The following is a 20,520-nucleotide window of genomic DNA, read 5'->3' on the forward strand; positions in this document are numbered from 1 at the left end:
CTCGCTGCCGCAAAACACCAACCGCCAAAACCAAAAAAGGCGCCAGACTGTTAAATCTGGCGCCTTTCGAATATGGGGTGGACGAAGGGGATCGAACCCTCGACAACGGGAGTCACAATCCCGTGCTCTACCAACTGAGCTACGCCCACCATATTGCGTTAACAAAGAAACCAAACTACTTCTTTGTCGAGCCCTCCCCTGCCTGACGACCGGGAAAAGCTTTAATTGGTGCGGATGAAGAGACTCGAACTCTTACGCCTCGCGGCGCTGGAACCTAAATCCAGTGTGTCTACCAATTCCACCACATCCGCGCTTGAAGCTCTTAAAGCAAAGGCGCCAGATGATTAATCTGGCGCCTTTCAAAATATGGGGTGGACGAAGGGGATCGAACCCTCGACAACGGGAGTCACAATCCCGTGCTCTACCAACTGAGCTACGCCCACCATATAGCGCTACTTGTGCCAAAGCTGCCTAATGGCGCACCCGGCAGGACTCGAACCTGCGACCATCCGCTTAGAAGGCGGATGCTCTATCCAGCTGAGCTACGGGCGCCTGATTAATCTGTACTCTTTGAGAATTACAAACTAAGTGCTTCCAGCCTTGCAGTACAACTATTCTGCTCGACCTTCTTAACCAGTGCTAGGCTGTGCCCGACAAGTGCGACGAATAGTATAGATGCCCCGGAAACCCGTCAAATCTTTTTTGAAAAAAATTCATTTTATTTAAGGGGTTAGGGCAATTTGCAGACCAAGCGCCTTTGCCCTTGCGCCCTGGCATGCGAGAATGCGCGCACTTTTCTTCCCCCTCTCGATGGTTAATCACGCGTAATGACTGCACAACTTATCGACGGCAAATCAATCGCCGCCAGCCTGCGCCAGCAGATCGCCAAACGAGTCACCGAGCGCAGCCAGCAAGGCCTGCGCACGCCGGGCCTCGCGGTGATCCTGGTCGGCAGCGATCCTGCCTCTCAGGTTTATGTCTCGCACAAGCGTAAAGACTGTGAAGAGGTCGGCTTTATTTCCAAGGCCTATGACTTGCCTTCCGAGACCACCCAGCAGGCTCTCACCGATCTGATCGACAGCCTCAACGACGACCCGGCAATCGATGGCATCCTGCTTCAACTGCCATTGCCCGAGCATCTGGACGCCTCCAAGCTGCTGGAGCGCATCCGCCCGGATAAAGACGTCGACGGTTTCCACCCTTATAACGTCGGCCGCCTGGCCCAGCGCATCCCGCTGCTGCGCCCCTGCACGCCAAAAGGCATCATGACCCTGCTGGAGAGCACCGGCGTCGACCTTTACGGCCTCGACGCGGTGGTCGTCGGTGCGTCCAACATCGTGGGTCGCCCGATGGCCATGGAGCTGCTGCTGGCCGGTTGCACCGTGACCGTCACCCACCGTTTCACCAAGGACCTCGCCGGCCATGTCGGCCGTGCCGACCTGGTTGTAGTCGCCGCCGGCAAGCCAGGTTTGGTGAAAGGTGAGTGGATCAAGGAAGGCGCCATCGTCATCGATGTAGGTATCAACCGCCAGGACGACGGCAAGTTGGTTGGCGACGTGGTGTACGAAACTGCCCTGCCCCGCGCTGGCTGGATTACCCCGGTACCCGGCGGCGTCGGCCCGATGACCCGGGCCTGCCTGCTGGAAAATACTTTGTATGCAGCGGAAACCCTGCACGGTTAATAACCAGGCGTAATGAAAAAGCCCTGCCTTATCGCAGGGCTTTTTATTGCCCGAAAAAAAGCTGTTTTTTCTTAGTTTTTAAGCACTTTCGTCTGGTTCCATAAGAACATTCGACAGTTCTTCATCCATACTCATAAAATGTAACGTCATTTGTCATAAAACCCGTTCCCAAACGGTATTTCTTACTTTTTAGCGAGTTCATCCGCGTGAAAATTCGTCTCTCCATCGTCAGCCTGTTTTTTGCTTTGACAGGCACCTTAGCCCACGCCGCCGAATCCACCCTGGCCCCGCGTGATGCCTCCAAGCTGCAAATCGCCTCCGGCAGCGCCATGCTGGTCGACCTGCAGACCAACAAAGTCATTTATTCCAGCAACCCCGATGTGGTGGTGCCTATCGCCTCGGTGAGCAAGCTGATGACTGGCCTTATCGTCCTTGAAGCCAAACAGAATATGGACGAGTACATCGACATCAACATCACCGACACGCCAGAGATGAAAGGCGTGTTCTCGCGGGTGAAGATCGGCAGCCAGATGCCGCGCAAGGAAATGCTGCTGATCGCGCTGATGTCCTCGGAGAACCGCGCCGCTGCGAGCCTGGCCCACCACTATCCCGGTGGCTACGCGGCATTCATTGCGGCGATGAACGCCAAGGCCAAGTCCCTGGGCATGACCAGCACCCACTACGTGGAGCCCACCGGCTTGTCGATTCACAACGTGTCGACCGCCCGCGACCTGAGCAAGCTGCTGGCCTACGCGCGCAAATTCCCTATGCTGAGCCAGTTGAGCACCACCAAGGAAAAGACCGTGGCGTTCCGCAAGCCTAACTACACCTTGGGTTTCTCCAACACCGACCACCTGATCAACCGCGCCAATTGGGATATCAAGCTGACCAAGACCGGCTTTACCAACCAGGCCGGTCATTGCCTGGTACTGGTGACGAGCATGGGTAACCGCCCGGTTTCGTTGGTGATCCTGGATGCCTTTGGCAAGTTCACCCACTTTGCCGATGCCAGCCGTATTCGCAGCTGGGTCGAGACCGGCAAGGGCGGCGCGGTACCGGATGTGGCGTTGCGCTACAAGGCTGACAAAAACCTGAAAAATCGGGGGAATGCGGTAGAAGTGCGCCGTTAATCTCACCAGCCTCACTGAAGCACCGCAAACCAATGTGGGAGGGGGCTTGCTCCCGATAGCAGAGTGTCATTCACCGCTTCAGTGACTGACCCACCACTATCGGGAGCAAGCCCCCTCCCACATTTTTATTTGCGCTCTGCCAGGACCTTGAGCGCCTGGGCTGCTGCCTGTTCCTGTCCGGCTTGCGCCGTAGCATTCGCCGCCTCTCGCCAGCGCTGCACATCCACATTCGCCGGCAACTGGCTCGGCCGCTGGGTGAGGATTGCCCAATGCCCCGCGCTCTTCCACGCCGACTCGAAGTCGCTGAACTCCATCATCAATCGGCGATCGTTCCCAGAGCGCAACAACACCGTACTCTTCTGCTGGTTGAACCCCACCACTACGACATAACGAGCGCCTGACCAGAAGCTGGCGTTGATCCGTGCCATCACCGGATACCCCGCCGCCACCTGCGCCAACACCGCAGGCAACCTGGCGTCCAGCGGGTACACCATCAGCCCGTATTCACGCGCCAGTACCTGCATGTTGCGCTCCAAGTCCGCCTCGGCACCCGGCAAATGCAGTGGCTTATCGAGCAGCCCCGGTGTCATGACAATGCCTTGTTGCGACAGCATGCTGGCAAGTGCCGTAGGACCGCTCTGATAAGCCTCGCTGCGGAAGGTCGGCACGCCGTTGAGCTCAACGCGTTCCGGCAGGCCAGGCAGTTTCGATGGATGGCTGGAACAGGCCGCAAGCCCTAGGGCAACGGCCAGCAGCAAGGAGGTTTTAACGTTCGACCGTGTGCGCAATGTTTGACTCTCTTGATCAACCGCCGGTAAAGGCTCCGATCATAGGGTGCTCTGCCACGTCGGTATAGCCCACTGACCCAGTAAAGCTTTGCTGATAGAGCAAAGAAGTTGGACGGACTCGACCATTGGTCAATAGCAGGCAACCGCCAGGTAGCTAGACTGTCCATTGAGAAGACTGTGTGTGCCCCGAGTGGGCGAAAGGAGGCCCGAATGAGCCTTGCTACAACGATTTTCCTGTTGATCTGTGGTTGGCTGGCAGTAGCCGCCGCTATGTTATGGGGGGTAATGCGCGTAACTCGCCGGCATCACCACCCCCACGTCAAACCCGCTGCACCCGCCAAGCCCACTGAGGCGACGGCGCATCACGCCTAGCCAGGCATGCAATTGAAATCCTGCGTCGTCGCGATTTCCTTGCCGTGACCGTCCGTGAGGGACGCACGCACCGTAGTGCCCAGGCTCGACTCAACCAGGGTGTAGTGTTCACCCGCCTTGAAATGCTTGTACTCGATGCGGCCCTGGCAATCCTGCTGGTTGTCGTCGCCTGGCTCTTCTTCAAACAACGTCACGTCCAGGCGATGGTCTCCCGGGGTCACTTCAAAATAGCGCCCATCATCCACGCGCTTGCCGTCGACACGCTCGGCCATCAGGTCATTCGGCGCTTCTTCCTTCAAGCCGATCCAGGCTTGGCTGGGGTCGGCTTTCGGGATGGGCCCCGCGCAGGCGGACAGCAGCAACACAACACCCAGGGCAGGGACTGACAACAAAAGTTTTAGTGACATGGCAGGGCTCCAAAGGACATCAAAAAAAGGTTGTATCCGATGGCTGACAAGCTTGATCAGCGCGCCGTTGTAGAACAAATGAATACATATGAAACGATCTTCAGCCGTTAACTAAATCTTCCTTCACCTGGCTGAAAGGTGCGTGTTAGGTGGGTCGGGCAAGACTGCCGGGGTTTGCAATCCTGCTCTTCTCGGAGACTCACGCATGCTCGGGCTGGTAAAGACCGCACTGCAAAAGCCGTACACGTTCATCGTGTTGGCCATATTCATCTGCATCATCGGGCCCATGGCAGCCCTGCGCACGCCTACGGATGTGTTCCCCGATATCGGCATCCCTGTGGTCGCCGTGGTCTGGCAGTACAACGGCCTGTCGCCGGACGCCATGGCCGGGCGGGTGATCTACACCTACGAACGCTCCTTGAGCACCACCGTCAACGACATCGAACATATCGAATCGCAATCGTTGCCCGGCATGGGCATCGTCAAGATCTTCTTCCAACCCGGCGTCGATATCCGCACCGCCAACGCCCAGGTCACGGCGGTGTCACAAACCGTGCTCAAGCAGATGCCACCGGGCATCACGCCGCCGCTGATCCTCAACTACAGCGCCTCCACGGTGCCGATCCTGCAAATGGCGTTCTCCAGCCCCAGCCTCTCGGAAGCCAAGATCCGCGACCTGGTGCAGAACAATATCCGCCTGCCCTTGAGCGCCCTACCCGGCCTGGCCATGCCCACGCCAATGGGTGGCAAGCAGCGGCAGATCACCCTCGACCTCGACCCGCAGGCTCTGGCGGCGAAGGGCTTGTCGGCCCAGGACGTAGGCAATGCCTTGGCCTTGCAGAACCAGATTATCCCGGTGGGCACCGCCAAGCTCGGCCCTGACGAATACACGATCCTGCTCAACAACAGCCCCAAAGCAATCGATGAGCTCAACGACCTGCCGATCAAGACCGTCGATGGCGCGCTGATCACCATTGGCCAGGTAGCCCACGTGCGTGATGGCTCGCCGCCGCAGACCAACATCGTGCGCGTCGACGGCCACCGCGCCGTGCTGATGCCGGCGCTGAAAAACGGCAGCATCTCCACCCTGTCGATCATCGACGGCATCCGCCAGATGCTGCCGCGCATCAACGAAACCCTACCGCCATCGCTGAAGACTTCACTGCTGGGTGACGCCTCGGTGTTCGTCAAGCAATCGGTGGGCAGCGTGGCCCAGGAAGGCATCATTGCCGCGTTGCTGACCAGTGCAATGATCCTGCTGTTCCTCGGCAGTTGGCGCTCGACCCTGATCATCGCCGCGTCGATCCCCCTGGCGGTACTGTCAGCCATCGCGCTGCTGGCGGTCAGCGGGCAGACCCTCAACGTGATGACCCTCGGCGGTTTGGCGTTGGCGGTGGGGATCCTGGTGGACGACGCCACGGTGACCATCGAAAACATCAACTGGCACCTGGAACAAGGCAAGGCGGTGAAGACCGCGATCCTCGACGGCGCCGCGCAAATCGTCGGCCCGGCGTTCGTCTCGCTGCTGTGTATCTGCATCGTGTTCGTGCCGATGTTTTTGCTGCAAGGCATCGCCGGTTATCTGTTCCGGCCGATGGCGCTGGCGGTGATATTCGCCATGGCCAGTTCGTTCATCCTTTCGCGCACGCTGGTGCCGACCCTGGCGATGTTTCTGCTCAAGCCGCATACACCAGAGCAGGGCGCTGGGCATCACCCGGAAGATCAATTCATCAACCACCACGAAGGTGAGCAACACCCGAGGCCGCGCAATGCGCTGCTGCAATCGGTGCTGAATTTCCAGCAGGGCTTTGAGCGTCATTTCTCAAATATCCGTGACACCTACCATGGCCTGCTGACGTTGGCGCTGGGCGCGCGCAAGCGCTTCATTGTCGGTTTCCTGGCCTGCGTACTCGCATCATTCCTGTTGTTGCCAAGCCTGGGCCAGGACTTTTTTCCGGCCACTGATGCCGGTGCGCTGGCACTGCATGTGCGCTTGCCGCTGGGCACGCGAATCGAGGAAAGCGCAGCGGCGTTCGACCGCATCGAAGCGCGGATTCGCGAAGTGATTCCCGCCGAAGAACTGGACACCATCGTCGACAACATCGGCATCCCGCTCAGCGGCATCGATATGGCCTACAGCAGCAGCGGCACCATCGGCCCGCAGGATGGCGACATTCAGGTCAGTTTGAAAAAGCACCACGCACCCACCGCCGACTACGTGAAAAAACTGCGCGAGGCCCTGCCGCAGAGTTTCCCCGGCAGCCACTTTGCGTTCCTGCCAGCCGACATCAGCAGCCAGATCCTCAACTTCGGTGCGCCGGCGCCACTGGATGTAAAAATCTCTGGGCGCAGCGATGAAGAAAACCGCGCCTACGCCGTGGAACTTGAGCGTCGCTTACAACACGTACCGGGCATTGCTGACCTGCGTATCCAGCAGTCCACCGGCTACCCGTCGCTGCAGGTGAATGTCGACCGCATGCGCGCCAATGGCCTGGGCATCACCGAGCGTGACGTCACCAACAGCATGGTCGCCTCCCTCGCCGGCAGCTCGCAAACCGCGCCGACCTTCTGGCTCAACCCGGCCAATGGCGTGTCGTATTCCATCGTCGCCGCCACCCCGCAGTACCGCCTCGACAGCCTGCCGTCACTGGAAGCGCTGCCGGTGACCGGAGCCGATGGGCAATCGCAGATCCTCGGCGGCGTGGCAACTATCTCCCGCGTGCAAAGCCCGGCCGTGGTCACCCACTACAACATCGAACCGACCCTGGACCTGTATGCCAACGTACAAGGTCGCGACCTCGGCGGCGTGGCCCGCGATGTGCAAAAAGTCCTCGACGACACGGCTGCCATGCGCCCCAAAGGCGCGGTGATCAGCCTGCACGAGCAGATCGATGCGCTGCATGAGGCATTCAGCGGCTTGAGCTTCGGCTTGCTCGGCGCGGTGGTGCTGATCTATCTGCTGATCGTGGTCAATTTCCAGTCGTGGGCCGACCCTTTCGTGATTATCACGGCGTTGCCGGCGGCACTGGCGGGCATCGTGTGGATGCTGTTCCTCAGCGGCACCTCGTTGTCGGTGCCGGCACTGACCGGCGCCATCCTGTGCATGGGTGTGGCCACCGCCAACTCGATCCTGGTGGTGAGCTTCTGCCGTGAGCGCCTGGCCGAACATGGCGATGCGTTGAAAGCGGCGCTGGAGGCTGGCTACACACGCTTTCGGCCAGTGTGCATGACTGCCCTGGCGATGATCATCGGCATGCTGCCCCTGGCGATTTCCGAGGAGCAAAACGCCCCGCTCGGCCGTGCGGTCATCGGTGGCTTGATCTTCGCCACCATCGCCACCCTGTTGTTTGTTCCCGTGGTCTTCAGCTTGGTCCACGGTCGTCACCCTACTCGCGCTGCAGCTGGAGAAACCGCACATGTCGTCTGATCAAAAACCCTCGCGCAAGCGTCTGATGCTCATGGGTGTCGGCGGCCTGACGTTGGCCGCCCTGTTGGTCGCCAGCGGCCTGCACGCCCGCACGCTGCACGAACAATCGGTCACCGCCTGGACCGAGGCCGCCGCTGTCCCGCAAGTGATGGTATTTCAACCCAGGCAAAATGCCGCGGGTGACACCTTGCGCCTGCCCGCGCACCTCGACGCCTGGAGCAAGGCGCCGATCCATGCACGGGTCAGCGGCTACTTGAAGGACTGGAAAGTCGATATCGGCAGCCAGGTCAAGGCCGGGCAAATCCTCGCCGAAATCGACAGCCCCGACCTCGATCAACAACTGGCCCAGGCCCATGCGCGGTTGATCCAGCAGCAGGCGAATGCACGCCTGGCAGCCACCAGCGCAACCCGTTGGCAAAACTTGCTGGCCAGCCACTCGGTATCGCGCCAGGAGGCCGATGAAAAAACCTCCAACGCCGCGGCCGCCAAGGCCAACGCCCAGGCCGCCGCGGCGGACTATGCACGGCTGTCGGCGCTGGAAAGCTACAAGACCATTCGCGCGCCGTTCGCCGGCACCATCACCGCCCGCAACACCGATATCGGCCAGTTGATCAAGGCCGATACCGACAGCGACCCGGAGCTGTTCAACATTGCCGACACCCACCAGTTGCGCCTCTACGTACCGGTGCCGCAGAACTACGCGGCGGTCATCCATCCTGGCCTCGAAGCCGAACTGACGGTGCCCGAACACCCCGGCGAGCATTTCAAGGCACGCCTGATCGGCGACTCCACCGCCATCGACCGCCGCTCCGGCACCTTGCTCGCCCAATTCGTTGCCGACAACCCCAACGGCGAACTGCTGCCCGGCGACTACGCCGAAGCCACCCTGCCGATTCCGGCCGATACCCATGGCGTGAGCATTCCGGCCAGCGCCTTGATCTTCCGCGCCCAGGGCACCCAAGTTGCGGTGCTGGATGGGCACGACCATGTGCACCTGCAAGGCATTCATATCGGCCTCGACCTCGGCGAACGCCTGGTGATCGACCAAGGCCTGAAGCCAGCCGACCGCATCATCGACAACCCGCCTGACGCCCTGCGCGAAGGCGACCCGGTGCAACTGGCCGACGCCGGAGGTGCGCATGCGCACGGGGCTTAAATCTCTCGCAGCGCTGATGCTGCTGGCGTTGCAGGGTTGCTCGATGGCGCCGACGTACACCGTGCCGTCCATTGACCTGCCCGCACACTACCGCGAACAGACCAGCGATGGCCCCTGGCACAGCGCGCAACCCTCAGACCAACTGGCGCCCGAATGGTGGAAGCTCTACAACGACCCAACGCTGGATAACCTGCAACAGCAATTGCTCAAGGCCAACCCCGACCTGGCAGCAGCCCTGGCGCACTTCGACGCATCTCAGGCATACGCCAGCCAACTGCACGCTGGCCTGTTCCCGCAAATCAGCGCGAGCGCGCAACCGTTGCGCCAGCGCCAATCGGATTCGCGACCGTTGCGGGGCGATACGCAGCCGTCGGTGTACAACAGCAATACCGCCGGTTTTTCCTTGAGTTACGACCTCGACCTGTGGGGCAAAATTCGCAACCAAGTGGCAGCCGGGGACGCCCAGGCGCAAGCGTCCGCGGATGACTTGGCGGTAGCACGCCTGAGCCTGCAACACCAACTGGCGAGCCTGTATGTGCAGCTCAATGGGCTGGACGCACAAAGCCGGATACTCGACGGCACACTGGAGGACTTCAGCCAGGCGCTGCAACTGACCCGCAGTCGCTACGAAGGCCAGATTGCTTCAGAACTGGACCTGACCCGCGCGCAAAATCAACTGGCCGAAGCCAGGGCACAACTGGATGAAGTGCGTGGGCAACGCAACCTGACCGAGCATGCCATCGGTGAGCTGATCGGCGCGGCAGCCAGTGATTTTTCATTGCCGCCCAGCCCGCAGTTAATTGCCTTGCCAGGGATTCCATCGCAGTTACCGAGCCACCTGCTGCAACGTCGCCCGGATATTGCCGCGGCTGAACGGCGCGTGTTTGCGGCCAACGCGAATATCGGTGTGGCCAAGGCGGCGTGGTATCCGGATTTCAGCTTGACCGGGCTGATTGGCGGGCAGACGCAAGGGGTCGGCAATCTATTGTCAGCAGGAAACCGATATTGGGCGCTGGGGCCGTTGATGAACGTGCCGATCTTCAATGGCGGGCGCCTGAGCGCCAACGAGCGTCAGGCCAAGGCCGAGTTTGAAGAGGCTTCGGCGCAGTACCGGAGCCAGGTGCTGAAAGCTGTGCGCGAGGTGGAAGATAACCTGGGGCAGCTAAGGGATTTGCAGCAGCAAGCTCAGGACGAACAGGCGGCTGCGGATGCGGCGCAGCATACCCAGGCCCTGGCGATGAACAGCTATCAGGCCGGGGCGGTGAGCTATCTGGATGTGGTCACTGCACAGACGGCAGCGTTGCAGGCGCAGCGGACATTGCAGGCGGTGCAGACCAGGCAGTTGCAGGCGAGTGTAGGGCTGGTGACTGCCCTGGGCGGCGGTTGGCAGCCTGGAGCCTGACGCTCTCGATGGCGGTGGAACAGCCAACTTATCCGTAGCTGACCCACCGCCATCGGGAGCAAGCCCCCTCCCACACTGACTCTGTGTCAGACACATAATGTGTGAACACCGCAGCCCCCATGTGGGAGGGGGCTTGCTCCCGATTGCGCCCTTCCAGACACATCCTGCCAAAAGCCTATCCGCCAGCTTCTTGCTCTGCGACCTAGCCTCTCTAGACACATTTGAGAGGGCCAGGGAATGGCAGATTTACCGGCGTCACACCGCCTGCGCATCGGTCGATTCAGCGAGCCGAATCGCATCTACCTCATCTCCACCAACACCCATGAACGCCTACCCATCTTCAGCGACTTTTATCTCGGTCGCCTGGTTGTCTGGCAGTTTCGAGTCGCTCAGTATCAAGGGCTGGCTAATTCTCTGGCGTGGGTGATCATGCCCGACCACTTTCATTGGATTGTCGAGCTGCGAAAAGGCTCGCTGGCGGATTTGATGTGTCAGGTGAAATCGAAAAGCACGCGTACCGTGAATGGTGCAAGCGGCCGTAAGGGGCGGTTGTGGCAAGAGAGCTTCCATGACCGTGCCCTGCGCAAGGAAGATGACTTGGTGAAAATGGCACGGTATGTGGTGGCCAATCCATTACGAGCGGGTTTGGTCGAGCGGATTGGAGATTATCCGTTGTGGGATGCCATCTGGTTGTAGCGCCGCAATTCAAATGTGGGAGGGGGCTTGCTCCCGATAGCGGTAGCTCAGTCAGCTCATCTGTAACTGATACACCGCCATCGGGAGCAAGCCCCCTCCCACATTTTTTTACCGCATTTCAAGCGGCTAACTTGCCACTGGCGATGGCTGCCGAAGCGGCGAGCATTGCCCGCATCAACACCGCACACCCCGCCGCCAGATCATCCGGTGCAGCATTCTCGATTTCGTTATGGCTGATACCGCCTTCACACGGCACGAAGATCATCCCCGCCGGGCCAAGTTCGGCGACGAAGATCGCGTCGTGCCCTGCCCCGCTGACAATGTCCATGTTCGACAACCCCAAGCCGTTGGCCGCATCGCGCACGGCGTCAACGCAGCCTTTGTCGAAGTACAACGGCGGGAAATCGGCGGTGGGCTCCATTTCGTAAGTCAGGCCATGTTTGGCGCAGGTGTCTTCGATGACCTTGCGCACCTGGGCAATCATCAAATCCAACCGCGCTGGCTCCAGGTGACGGAAGTCCAAGGTCATGCGCACTTCACCGGGAATCACATTGCGAGAGCCCGGATACGCCTGCAGGCAGCCTACGGTCCCACACGCATGGGGCTGATGCCCCAACGCCGCCGCATTGACTGCTGCCACCACTGCCGCTGCGCCCACCAAGGCGTCCTTGCGCAAATGCATCGGCGTTGGCCCCGCATGCGCCTCAACACCGCGCAGTTTCAGGTCGAACCACTTTTGCCCCAGCGCGCCGAGCACCACGCCGATGGTTTTCTTTTCATCTTCCAGAATCGGCCCCTGTTCGATATGGGCTTCGAAATAGGCGCCGACCTTGTGCCCACTCTCAGGACGGGTTCCCGCGTAGCCAATTGCGCTCAACGCCTCACCCACGCTGACGCCATCCACATCGACCTTGGCCAAGGTATCAGCCAGGGTGAATTTCTCGGCGAACACCCCGGAGCCCATCATGCACGGCGGGAAGCGCGAACCTTCTTCATTGGTCCACACCACCACTTCCAGCGGCGCCTCGGTTTCGATTTTGAGATCGTTGAGGGTGCGCAGTACTTCCACACCGGCCAGTACACCGAAGCAACCGTCGAACTTACCGCCGGTGGGCTGGGTGTCGATATGGCTGCCGGTCATCACCGGTGGCAGGTCGGGATTGCGGCCGGGTCGGCGGGCGAAAATATTGCCGATGCCGTCGATGGTCACTGTGCAGCCAGCCGCCTCGCACCACTGTACAAAGAGGTCGCGGGCCTTGCGGTCGAGGTCGGTAAGGGCCAGGCGGCACACCCCGCCCTTGGGGGTGGCGCCGAGTTTGGCCAGGTCCATCAGCGACTGCCACAGGCGGTCGCGGTTGATGTGCTGATGGGTCGATTGCAGAACGTCGAGGGCAGCGTTCATGGGGTTCTCCTCAGGGTAACTTTCTTATGAATTGGCGGTGACAGGGCTGACGCCACGTTTGGCATTCTGCGCGTAATACAACAACCCACCCAACGCCGAACCGGTAAACCAGCCATAGCTGTAGAACCAGCTGAATGCATCGCTGCCCAACGACAGCAGCGTCAGCACCACCGGCACACCAAAGGCAATAAAACCGCGCCGGTTCCAGGCCGGGTACACGTCATCACGGTACAACCCGGCCAGGTCCAACTGCTGTTTGCGGGTGATGAAGTAGTCCACCACCATGATCCCGGCAATCGGTCCCAGCAGGCTCGAATAGCCCAGCAGCCAATTGGAATACACGGTTTCCAAGCTGACGTCCGAGACGATCAACCCAAGCTTTTTCAGCAGTTCATGGGCCATCAGCGCCAGCCCTACCAGGCCGGTCAGGATCACCGCCGTGGTGCGGTTGATCAGCTTGGGCGCGATGTTCTGGAAGTCGTTGGTAGGCGAGACGATGTTCGCCGCAGTGTTGGTGGACAAGGTCGCGACGATGATCAGCGCCATGGCCACGGCCACCCACACCGGGCTCTGGATATGGCCGATCAGGGTCACCGGGTCGGAGACGCTGACGCCCACCAGCTTCACCGAGGCGGCGGTCATGATCACACCGAGGGCGGCGAACAGGAACATGGTCAGCGGCAGGCCGAAAATCTGCCCGAGGATCTGGTCTTTCTGGCTCTTGGCATAGCGGCTGAAATCGGGAATGTTCAGCGACAAGGTGGCCCAGAACCCCACCATCGCCGTCAGCCCCGCCATGAAGTAACCGGTGAGGCTCGCGCCTTCGGGGCGCTTGGGCGGGATCGCCATCAATTCGCTGAGGGACACATTCGGCATCGCCCACACCAGCAGGCCAATCCCCACGGCCACCAGCAGCGGCGCCGACAGGGTTTCCAGGCGCTTGATCGACTCGGCGCCCCGCAGCACCACCCATAGATTCAGGCACCAGAAGATCATGAAGCCGATCACCTCGCCGGTACCACCGAGGGATTTCCAACCGTCGAAAATCGAGCCCAGGAACAGGTGAATCGCCAGCCCGCCGAACATCGTCTGGATGCCAAACCAGCCACAGGCCACCAGCGCACGGATCAAACACGGCACGTTGGAACCGAGGATGCCAAAAGATGAGCGCAGCAACACCGGAAACGGGATGCCGTACTTCGTACCGGGGAATGCGTTGAGGGTCAGCGGAATCAACACCACGATATTGGCCAACAAAATCGCTATCAGCGCCTCGCCAACCGAGAGCCCGAAATACGCGGTGAGCACCCCGCCCAAGGTGTAGGTCGGCACGCAGATCGACATGCCGACCCACAGCGCGGTGATGTGCCACTTGTTCCAGGTGCGCTCGTGCACCTTGGTAGGTGCCATGTCGTGGTTGTAGCGAGGGCTGTCGAGGACGTCGGGGCCGGCGTCGAGTTCGTACAGGCCGTTGCGCTCGATGACTTGCGATCTGTTCTGTTGCATGGCCGCTCCACGGTTTTTTTTAAAATTATTTTTGCTCACCTGCACGCTGTGTTCAGGTGGCCGGAGTACCGCGTAAACAACATGACATCACGGGCCCGGCCAGCTGCCGTTGCACTCAATAACCGTGCCGACAACCGCCATTCAACCCGCACCGCTTATATAACCTGCTGATGTTTATCAGCTTTCCGATTAAGCCTTGGATACTTGCCGCGTTACTCAGGCTAAATAAGGCGCAAGTTGCCAGAACCCTCAGGTCTCAATCTGGTGCACCACAATTATTTTTATTTCCCGGCGCCGTCAAGAGGCATATCTCAAGCGCCTGATTTGCAATAAGAAATATTGTTCAAATCAATAACCTGTCAAGCGCGTCAAAATAGTCATGGCGTGCTTCATTTTGGTGATTTTAGTAATTTATCTATCTAAATCAGCAAGTTAAATCCTATAAACAGTTAAGAAAAATCTTCTTGCTCATTCTAAAAACTCGGGCTAGTTTCTATTCCTGTCACCGATGACAGGAATTAGCCGACTATCGGTAGGCCGCTTTACAACACTTAGAACTGGCACGAGCCGGTCAAGCCTGTGAGGAACTCGACATGTCGCTGTTGATCCGTGGCGCCACCGTTATTACCCATGATGAAAGTTACCGCGCCGATGTTTTATGCGCAGGCGGTCTAATTCGCGCCATTGGCACGGATCTGGATATTCCCGCCGGTACTGAAACACTCGATGGCAGCGGCCAATACTTGATGCCGGGCGGCATCGACCCCCATACCCATATGCAACTGCCCTTCATGGGCACCGTGGCCAGTGAAGACTTTTTCAGTGGTACGGCGGCGGGTCTGGCCGGTGGCACCACGTCGATCATCGACTTCGTGATTCCCAACCCGCAGCAGTCGCTGATGGAGGCCTTCCACCAGTGGCGCGGCTGGGCAGAAAAGTCCGCCTCCGACTACGGTTTTCATGTGGCGATCACCTGGTGGAGCGAGCAGGTGCGCGAGGAAATGGCCGAACTGGTCAGCCAGCACGGCATCAACAGCTTCAAGCATTTCATGGCCTACAAGAATGCGATCATGGCCGCCGACGACACCTTGGTGGCCAGCTTCGAGCGCTGCCTGGAACTGGGCGCGGTGCCCACCGTGCATGCCGAAAACGGCGAGTTGGTGTACCACCTGCAACGCAAGCTGATGGCCCAGGGCATCACCGGGCCGGAAGCGCATCCGCTGTCGCGCCCGTCCCAGGTGGAAGGCGAAGCGGCCAGCCGTGCGATTCGTATTGCCGAGACCATCGGCACGCCGCTGTACCTGGTGCATGTGTCGACCAAGGAAGCGCTGGATGAAATCACCTACGCCCGGGGCAAGGGCCAGGCGGTATACGGTGAAGTTCTCGCCGGCCATTTGTTGCTAGATGACAGTGTCTACCAGCATCCCGACTGGCAGACCGCCGCCGGCTACGTGATGAGCCCGCCGTTCCGCCCGCGTGGGCACCAGGAGGCTCTATGGCATGGCCTGCAATCGGGCAACCTGCACACCACCGCTACCGACCACTGTTGCTTCTGCGCCGAGCAAAAAGCCGCCGGGCGTGACGATTTCAGCAAGATCCCCAACGGCACCGCCGGTATCGAAGACCGCATGGCTTTGCTGTGGCACGAGGGCGTCAACACTGGGCGCCTGTCGATGCAGGCGTTCGTTGCGCTGACCTCCACCAACACCGCGAAGATTTTCAACCTTTACCCACGCAAAGGTGCGGTGCGCGTGGGCGCCGATGCCGATCTGGTGTTGTGGGACCCCGAAGGCACGCGGACGATTTCCGCCAAGACCCACCATCAGCAGGTCGACTTCAACATCTTCGAAGGCAAGACCGTGCGTGGCGTGCCGAGCCACACCATCAGCCAGGGCAAGCTGGTCTGGGCCGATGGCGACCTGCGCGCCGAACGCGGTGCCGGACGCTATGTGGAGCGGCCGGCGTATCCGTCGGTGTTTGAGCAGTTGAGCAAGCGGGCGGAGCATTCCAGGCCGGTTGCTGTGAAACGCTGAGACCGCTATCGGGAGCAAGCCCCCTCCCACACTTGGCCCCATTCCAACAGGATCAACGCGATCAAGTGTGGGAGGGGGCTTGCTCCCGATGAGGCCAGTACAGGCAACAAAAAAACCAATGCCCATCAGAGGCAGCACCTCAATCACCGTGAGGCCAAAACCGTGATCCAGACCCTGACCCACCTCCCCCACCCCCACGAAGACGGGGCCACCCTCGCCAGCCAGTTCACCGACCTGGCTCCGCCCCTCAACGCCCGCCAAGCCCAACTGGAAGCCTCGCGCTGCCTGTACTGCTACGACGCGCCGTGCGTGAATGCGTGCCCCAGCGAGATCGACATCCCGTCATTCATCCGCAATATCCACACCGACAACGTCCAGGGCGCAGCGCAGAAAATCCTTTCGGCCAACATCCTCGGCGGCAGCTGCGCCCGGGTCTGCCCTACGGAAATCTTGTGCCAGCAAGCCTGCGTGCGTAACAACGCCGAGGAATGCGCGCCGGTGCTGATCGGCCTGTTGCAACGCTACGCCATCGACAATGCGCACTTCAGCGAACACCCATTCCAGCGCGCCGCGCCTACCGGTAAACGCATCGCCGTGGTCGGCGCCGGGCCGGCGGGCTTGGCCTGCGCCCACCGCGCTGCGCTGCACGGCCATGACGTGGTGATTTTCGAAGCCCGAGAAAAAGCCGGGGGCCTGAACGAATACGGAATTGCCAAGTACAAGCTGGTGGACGATTTTGCCCAGAAGGAGCTGGATTTCCTCCTGCAGATCGGCGGCATCGACATTCGCCACGGCCAACGCCTGGGCGACAACCTGAGCCTGAGCGAACTGCACCAGCACTTCGACTCAGTGTTCCTGGGCCTCGGCCTGGCAGCCAGCAAACAGCTCGGCCTGCCCCACGAAGACGCCCCCGGCCTGCTCGCCGCCACCGACTACATCCGCGAACTGCGCCAGGCCGATGACCTCACCCAACTGCCCCTGGCCGACCGCTGCATCGTGCTCGGCGCCGGCAATACCGCCATCGACATGGCCGTGCAAATGGCCCGCCTCGGTGCGCGTGATGTGAACCTCGTGTACCGCCGCGGCCTGGCGGACATGGGCGCGACTCACCACGAGCAGGACATCGCCAAGGCCAACCAAGTGCGGCTGTTGACCTGGGCCCAACCCGACGAAGTACTCCTCGACGATCAGGGTCGCGTCCGTGGCATGCGCTTCGCCCGCACCCGCCTGGACAACGGCCGCCTGCTGCCCACTGGGGAAACCTTCGAGCTGGCCGCCGATGCGATCTTCAAGGCCATCGGCCAAGGTTTTGACGGCGACGCGCTGCACGACCCGCTGGCCCAGCAACTGCACCGCGTGGGCGAGCGCATTTTTGTCGACGAACAGCTACGCACCAGCATCCCCGGGGTGTATGCCGGCGGTGATTGCGTCAGCCTCGGCCAGGACCTCACCGTCCAGGCCGTGCAACATGGCAAGCTGGCCGCCGAAGCCATGCACGCCCAACTCATGCTGAATGTGGAGGCTGCGTAATGGCCGATCTCTCGATTGTATTCGCCGGTATCAAAGCCCCCAACCCGTTCTGGCTGGCCTCCGCGCCACCCACCGACAAAGCCTACAACGTGGTCCGCGCCTTCGAAGCCGGCTGGGGCGGCGTGGTATGGAAAACCCTGGGGGAAGACCCGGCGGCGGTGAACGTGTCGTCGCGCTACTCGGCGCACTACGGGGCGAATCGCGAAGTACTGGGCATCAACAATATCGAACTGATCACCGACCGTTCCCTGGAGATCAACCTGCGGGAAATCACCCAGGTGAAAAAGGATTGGCCCGACCGTGCGCTGATCGTGTCGCTGATGGTGCCGTGCGTTGAAGAGTCCTGGAAAAACATCCTGCCGCTGGTGGAAGCCACTGGCTGCGACGGCATCGAACTGAACTTCGGCTGCCCCCACGGCATGCCCGAACGTGGCATGGGCGCGGCCGTCGGCCAGGTGCCGGAGTATGTCGAGCAAGTGACGCGCTGGTGCAAGACGTACTGCTCGCTGCCGGTGATCGTCAAGCTCACGCCGAATATCACCGACATCCGCGTGGCAGCGCGGGCGGCCTATCGCGGTGGTGCGGATGCGGTATCGCTGATCAACACCATCAACTCCATCACCAGCGTGGACCTGGAACGCATGGTCGCCCTGCCGATGGTCGGCACCCAGAGCACCCATGGCGGGTACTGCGGTTCGGCGGTCAAGCCCATTGCCCTGAACATGGTCGCCGAAATTGCCCGCGACCCACAGACCCAGGGCCTGCCGATCTGCGGCATCGGTGGCATTGGCAACTGGCGCGACGCCGCAGAATTCGTCGCCCTGGGCTGCGGCGCGGTGCAGGTATGCACGGCGGCGATGCTGCATGGGTTTCGCATCGTTGAAGAGATGAAGGATGGACTGTCGCGATGGATGAACAGCCAGGGTTACACCAGCCTGCAGGAATTTTCCGGGCGGGCGGTGGGCAATACCACGGACTGGAAGTACCTGGATATCAACTACCAGGTCATCGCCAGGATTGACCAAGCGGCCTGCATTGGCTGTGGGCGTTGCCATATTGCCTGTGAGGATACGTCGCACCAGGCCATTGCCAGCTTGAAGCAGGCGGACGGCACGCATAAGTATGAGGTGATCGATGATGAGTGCGTGGGCTGCAACCTGTGCCAGATCACCTGCCCGGTGGCGGACTGCATCGAGATGGTGCCGATGGACACCGGCAAGCCGTTTTTGAATTGGACGCAGGATCCGAGGAATCCTTACCGGGAAGCTGTGTAGCCCTTCAGGCCGCCTTCGCGAGCAAGCCCGCTCCCACAGTTGACCGCATTTTGCCTGGAGGAATGCAGTCGAATGTGGGAGCGGGCTTGCTCGCGAAGAGGCCCTCTGCCTCACCACAGGGCTCAAGGCTCCAACCCAATCCCCCGCAAAATCACACTGGTCACCGTCTGAATCGCTTTCTCAAACTGCATATCCGACAACGGCTGGTGATCATTGAGGATCTTCACCTGGTGATCAAAGTCGGCATAGTGCTGGGTCGAGGCCCAGATCATGTACAGCAGGCTCGATGGCTCCACCGGCAGGATGCGTTTGTCTTCCACCCATTGGCGAATCTTCGCTTCCTTCATCTTGGCCCAGTCGTACAGGCTTTCATCGAGGGCCTCGCCGAGTGTGGGCGCGCCGTGGATGATTTCATTGGCCCAGACCTTGGAGCCATACGGCCGCGTACGCGAGCGTTGCATCTTGGCGCGGATGTAGCTGCTGAGCACCACCCGCGGATCATCGAAGGTCTCGAAGCTCAGGGCGTCCTGCTTCCACAGCTCCAGCAGGTCGAACAGCACCGCGCTGTACAACTCGCTCTTGGTGGTGAAGTAGTAATGCAGGTTGGAGCGCGGCAGTTGCACCTCTTCGGCGATGTCGGCCATGGCGGTGCTGCCATAGCCTTTTTCGGCGAAGACTTTTTCCGCCGCCAGCAGGATTTTCTCGACGTTGACCCGACGAATACCGATCTTGTGATTGCCCATAAGGGCTCCCTGACAACAACACGGCCTAAAGACTACCATCGGCTCTAGATCGCGGCGACAGACCATAGTGAAACTTCTGACGCTAACCTTTCCCCGGGAAATCGGATTGGTTAGCATCGCGGTCCACCTGAAGGATCATTGCCATGACTATCCGACCTCGCGTGGCCGCCGACGACCCAGTGCTGGGAGCGCTGTGGGAACGTTCGGTGCGGGCCACCCATGACTTCCTCCCCGAGGATGACATCCAGCGCCTGCTGCCCTTGGTACGCGACACTTACCTGCCCATGCCTGCCCTTGAGGTATGGGTGCATGAAGACAACGCAGGCATCGCCGGCTTTATCGGCACCGGCGGGCACAATGTGGAGATGCTGTTTATCGACCCTGACCGCCGTGGCCAGGGCATCGGCCGTCAATTGCTGGACCACGTCCGCTCCCGCCATGACACCCTGACGGTCGACGTCAACGAACAAAACCCCCAGGCCGTGGGTTTCTACCGGCACTATGGCTTTATCCAGGTCGCGCGCTCGCCGCTGGACGGCGAAGGCAAACCCTTCCCCTTGCTGCACATGGCCTTACCGACTCCCCATACTGAAGGTACTGAACAATGTTGATCAAGAAAGCCCTGACCACCGTCACCCTGCTGGCCTCCCTGCTGGGTGCTTCGGCGGCATTCGCCCACGCCCACCTCAAGAGCGCGGAACCTGCGGCTGACAGCAGCGTTGCCGCGCCAAAAGACTTGCGCCTGACCTTCAGCGAAGGCGTCGAAGCGACATTCACCAAGGTCTCCCTGAGCAAGGACGGCACTGAAATCGCCATCAAGGGCCTGGAAACCCCGGACGCCGACAAGAAAGTCCTGGTAGTGACGCCAGCAGCACCGCTCGCAGCCGGTCACTACAAAGTGGTGTGGAACGCTGTGTCGGTCGACACCCACAAGAGCAACGGAGAATACAGCTTCAAGGTCGGCCAATAACC

The 20,520-nt window shown here is 60.5% G+C and carries 17 protein-coding genes and 4 tRNA genes; 12 read left to right on the forward strand and 9 right to left on the reverse strand.

Annotation, left to right across the window (positions count from 1 at the left end):
• Window positions 1-73 precede the first annotated feature (73 nt).
• The 4 genes from FRT59_RS07405 to FRT59_RS07420 form a co-directional block, all read right to left on the reverse strand.
• Window positions 74-149 (reverse strand) — tRNA-His (locus FRT59_RS07405).
• 77 nt (window positions 150-226) lie between these two features.
• Window positions 227-311, reverse strand: a tRNA-Leu gene (locus FRT59_RS07410).
• A 56-nt stretch (window positions 312-367) separates the two neighbouring features.
• Window positions 368-443, reverse strand: a tRNA-His gene (locus FRT59_RS07415).
• Between the two features lie 32 nt (window positions 444-475).
• Window positions 476-552: transfer RNA gene (locus tag FRT59_RS07420), tRNA-Arg, on the reverse strand.
• Window positions 553-827: 275 nt separating this feature from the next.
• Between FRT59_RS07420 and folD the strand changes: the two genes are divergently transcribed.
• A complete protein-coding gene (gene folD, locus FRT59_RS07425) occupies window positions 828-1,682 on the forward strand; it encodes a bifunctional methylenetetrahydrofolate dehydrogenase/methenyltetrahydrofolate cyclohydrolase FolD (protein WP_034120381.1) in 855 nt (284 codons plus the stop codon).
• Between the two features lie 206 nt (window positions 1,683-1,888).
• A complete protein-coding gene (gene pbpG, locus FRT59_RS07430; RefSeq protein WP_198809609.1) occupies window positions 1,889-2,812 on the forward strand; it encodes a D-alanyl-D-alanine endopeptidase in 924 nt (307 codons plus the stop codon).
• 125 nt (window positions 2,813-2,937) lie between these two features.
• Here the strand turns inward: pbpG and FRT59_RS07435 are convergent, their stop codons facing one another.
• Entirely contained in the window at window positions 2,938-3,600 is a 663-nt protein-coding gene (locus FRT59_RS07435; protein WP_153870816.1) for a peptidase C39 family protein, read from the reverse strand.
• A 210-nt stretch (window positions 3,601-3,810) separates the two neighbouring features.
• Here FRT59_RS07435 and FRT59_RS26955 point away from each other — a divergent pair, with 210 nt between their 5' ends.
• The gene (locus FRT59_RS26955; RefSeq protein WP_167524260.1) at window positions 3,811-3,972 is read left to right on the forward strand and encodes a hypothetical protein; all 162 of its coding nucleotides are present in this window, start codon (window positions 3,811-3,813) and stop codon (window positions 3,970-3,972) included.
• Here the strand turns inward: FRT59_RS26955 and FRT59_RS07440 are convergent.
• Window positions 3,969-4,379 (reverse strand): PA0061/PA0062 family lipoprotein, encoded by a 411-nt coding sequence (locus FRT59_RS07440; protein WP_034120384.1) that lies wholly within the window; start codon window positions 4,377-4,379, stop codon window positions 3,969-3,971. The two genes, FRT59_RS26955 and FRT59_RS07440, sit on opposite strands and share 4 nt — an antisense overlap.
• 205 nt (window positions 4,380-4,584) lie before the next feature.
• On the opposite strand from FRT59_RS07440, the gene FRT59_RS07445 reads away from it, so the two are divergent.
• The 4 genes from FRT59_RS07445 (at window position 4,585) to FRT59_RS07460 (ending at window position 11,060) form a co-directional block, all read left to right on the forward strand.
• Entirely contained in the window at window positions 4,585-7,806 is a 3,222-nt protein-coding gene (locus tag FRT59_RS07445; RefSeq protein WP_153870817.1) for an efflux RND transporter permease subunit, read from the forward strand.
• On the forward strand, window positions 7,796-8,962 hold the full coding sequence (locus tag FRT59_RS07450) for an efflux RND transporter periplasmic adaptor subunit (RefSeq protein WP_153870818.1): 1,167 nt from the start codon (window positions 7,796-7,798) through the stop codon (window positions 8,960-8,962). The genes FRT59_RS07445 and FRT59_RS07450 overlap by 11 nt, the downstream gene beginning before the upstream one ends.
• Window positions 8,946-10,364, forward strand: a complete 1,419-nt coding sequence (locus tag FRT59_RS07455; protein WP_153870819.1) for an efflux transporter outer membrane subunit — start codon at window positions 8,946-8,948, stop codon at window positions 10,362-10,364. Before FRT59_RS07450 ends, FRT59_RS07455 begins: the two co-directional genes overlap by 17 nt.
• A gap of 237 nt (window positions 10,365-10,601) precedes the next feature.
• Window positions 10,602-11,060: an REP-associated tyrosine transposase gene (locus FRT59_RS07460; protein WP_153870820.1), complete on the forward strand. Its 459-nt coding sequence runs from the start codon at window positions 10,602-10,604 to the stop codon at window positions 11,058-11,060.
• 118 nt (window positions 11,061-11,178) lie between these two features.
• Here FRT59_RS07460 and FRT59_RS07465 read toward each other — a convergent pair whose 3' ends face one another.
• A complete protein-coding gene (locus FRT59_RS07465) occupies window positions 11,179-12,462 on the reverse strand; it encodes a Zn-dependent hydrolase (protein ID WP_153870821.1) in 1,284 nt (427 codons plus the stop codon).
• A 24-nt stretch (window positions 12,463-12,486) separates the two neighbouring features.
• Entirely contained in the window at window positions 12,487-13,968 is a 1,482-nt protein-coding gene (locus FRT59_RS07470) for an NCS1 family nucleobase:cation symporter-1 (protein ID WP_153870822.1), read from the reverse strand.
• Window positions 13,969-14,561: 593 nt separating this feature from the next.
• Here FRT59_RS07470 and hydA point away from each other — a divergent pair.
• From hydA to preA, 3 genes are all read left to right on the forward strand, one after another.
• A complete protein-coding gene (hydA, locus tag FRT59_RS07475) occupies window positions 14,562-16,001 on the forward strand; it encodes a dihydropyrimidinase (RefSeq protein ID WP_034120393.1) in 1,440 nt (479 codons plus the stop codon).
• 162 nt (window positions 16,002-16,163) lie between these two features.
• Window positions 16,164-17,531 (forward strand): NAD(P)-dependent oxidoreductase, encoded by a 1,368-nt coding sequence (locus FRT59_RS07480; RefSeq protein ID WP_034120394.1) that lies wholly within the window; start codon window positions 16,164-16,166, stop codon window positions 17,529-17,531.
• On the forward strand, window positions 17,531-18,805 hold the full coding sequence (gene preA, locus FRT59_RS07485) for an NAD-dependent dihydropyrimidine dehydrogenase subunit PreA (RefSeq protein ID WP_153870823.1): 1,275 nt from the start codon (window positions 17,531-17,533) through the stop codon (window positions 18,803-18,805). The genes FRT59_RS07480 and preA overlap by 1 nt, the downstream gene beginning before the upstream one ends.
• A 122-nt stretch (window positions 18,806-18,927) precedes the next feature.
• On the opposite strand, the gene FRT59_RS07490 is transcribed toward preA, so the two are convergent.
• Complete coding sequence (locus FRT59_RS07490; RefSeq protein WP_034120396.1) at window positions 18,928-19,548, reverse strand: TetR/AcrR family transcriptional regulator; 621 nt, start codon at window positions 19,546-19,548, stop codon at window positions 18,928-18,930.
• Between the two features lie 143 nt (window positions 19,549-19,691).
• Between FRT59_RS07490 and FRT59_RS07495 the strand changes: the two genes are divergently transcribed.
• Entirely contained in the window at window positions 19,692-20,159 is a 468-nt protein-coding gene (locus FRT59_RS07495) for a GNAT family N-acetyltransferase (RefSeq protein ID WP_034120397.1), read from the forward strand.
• On the forward strand, window positions 20,153-20,518 hold the full coding sequence (copC, locus tag FRT59_RS07500; RefSeq protein ID WP_034120398.1) for a copper homeostasis periplasmic binding protein CopC: 366 nt from the start codon (window positions 20,153-20,155) through the stop codon (window positions 20,516-20,518). Before FRT59_RS07495 ends, copC begins: the two co-directional genes overlap by 7 nt.
• Window positions 20,519-20,520 lie beyond the last annotated feature (2 nt).

The sequence above is a fragment of the Pseudomonas haemolytica genome (assembly GCF_009659625.1).
GTDB classification, from domain to species: Bacteria; Pseudomonadota; Gammaproteobacteria; order Pseudomonadales; family Pseudomonadaceae; genus Aquipseudomonas; species Aquipseudomonas haemolytica.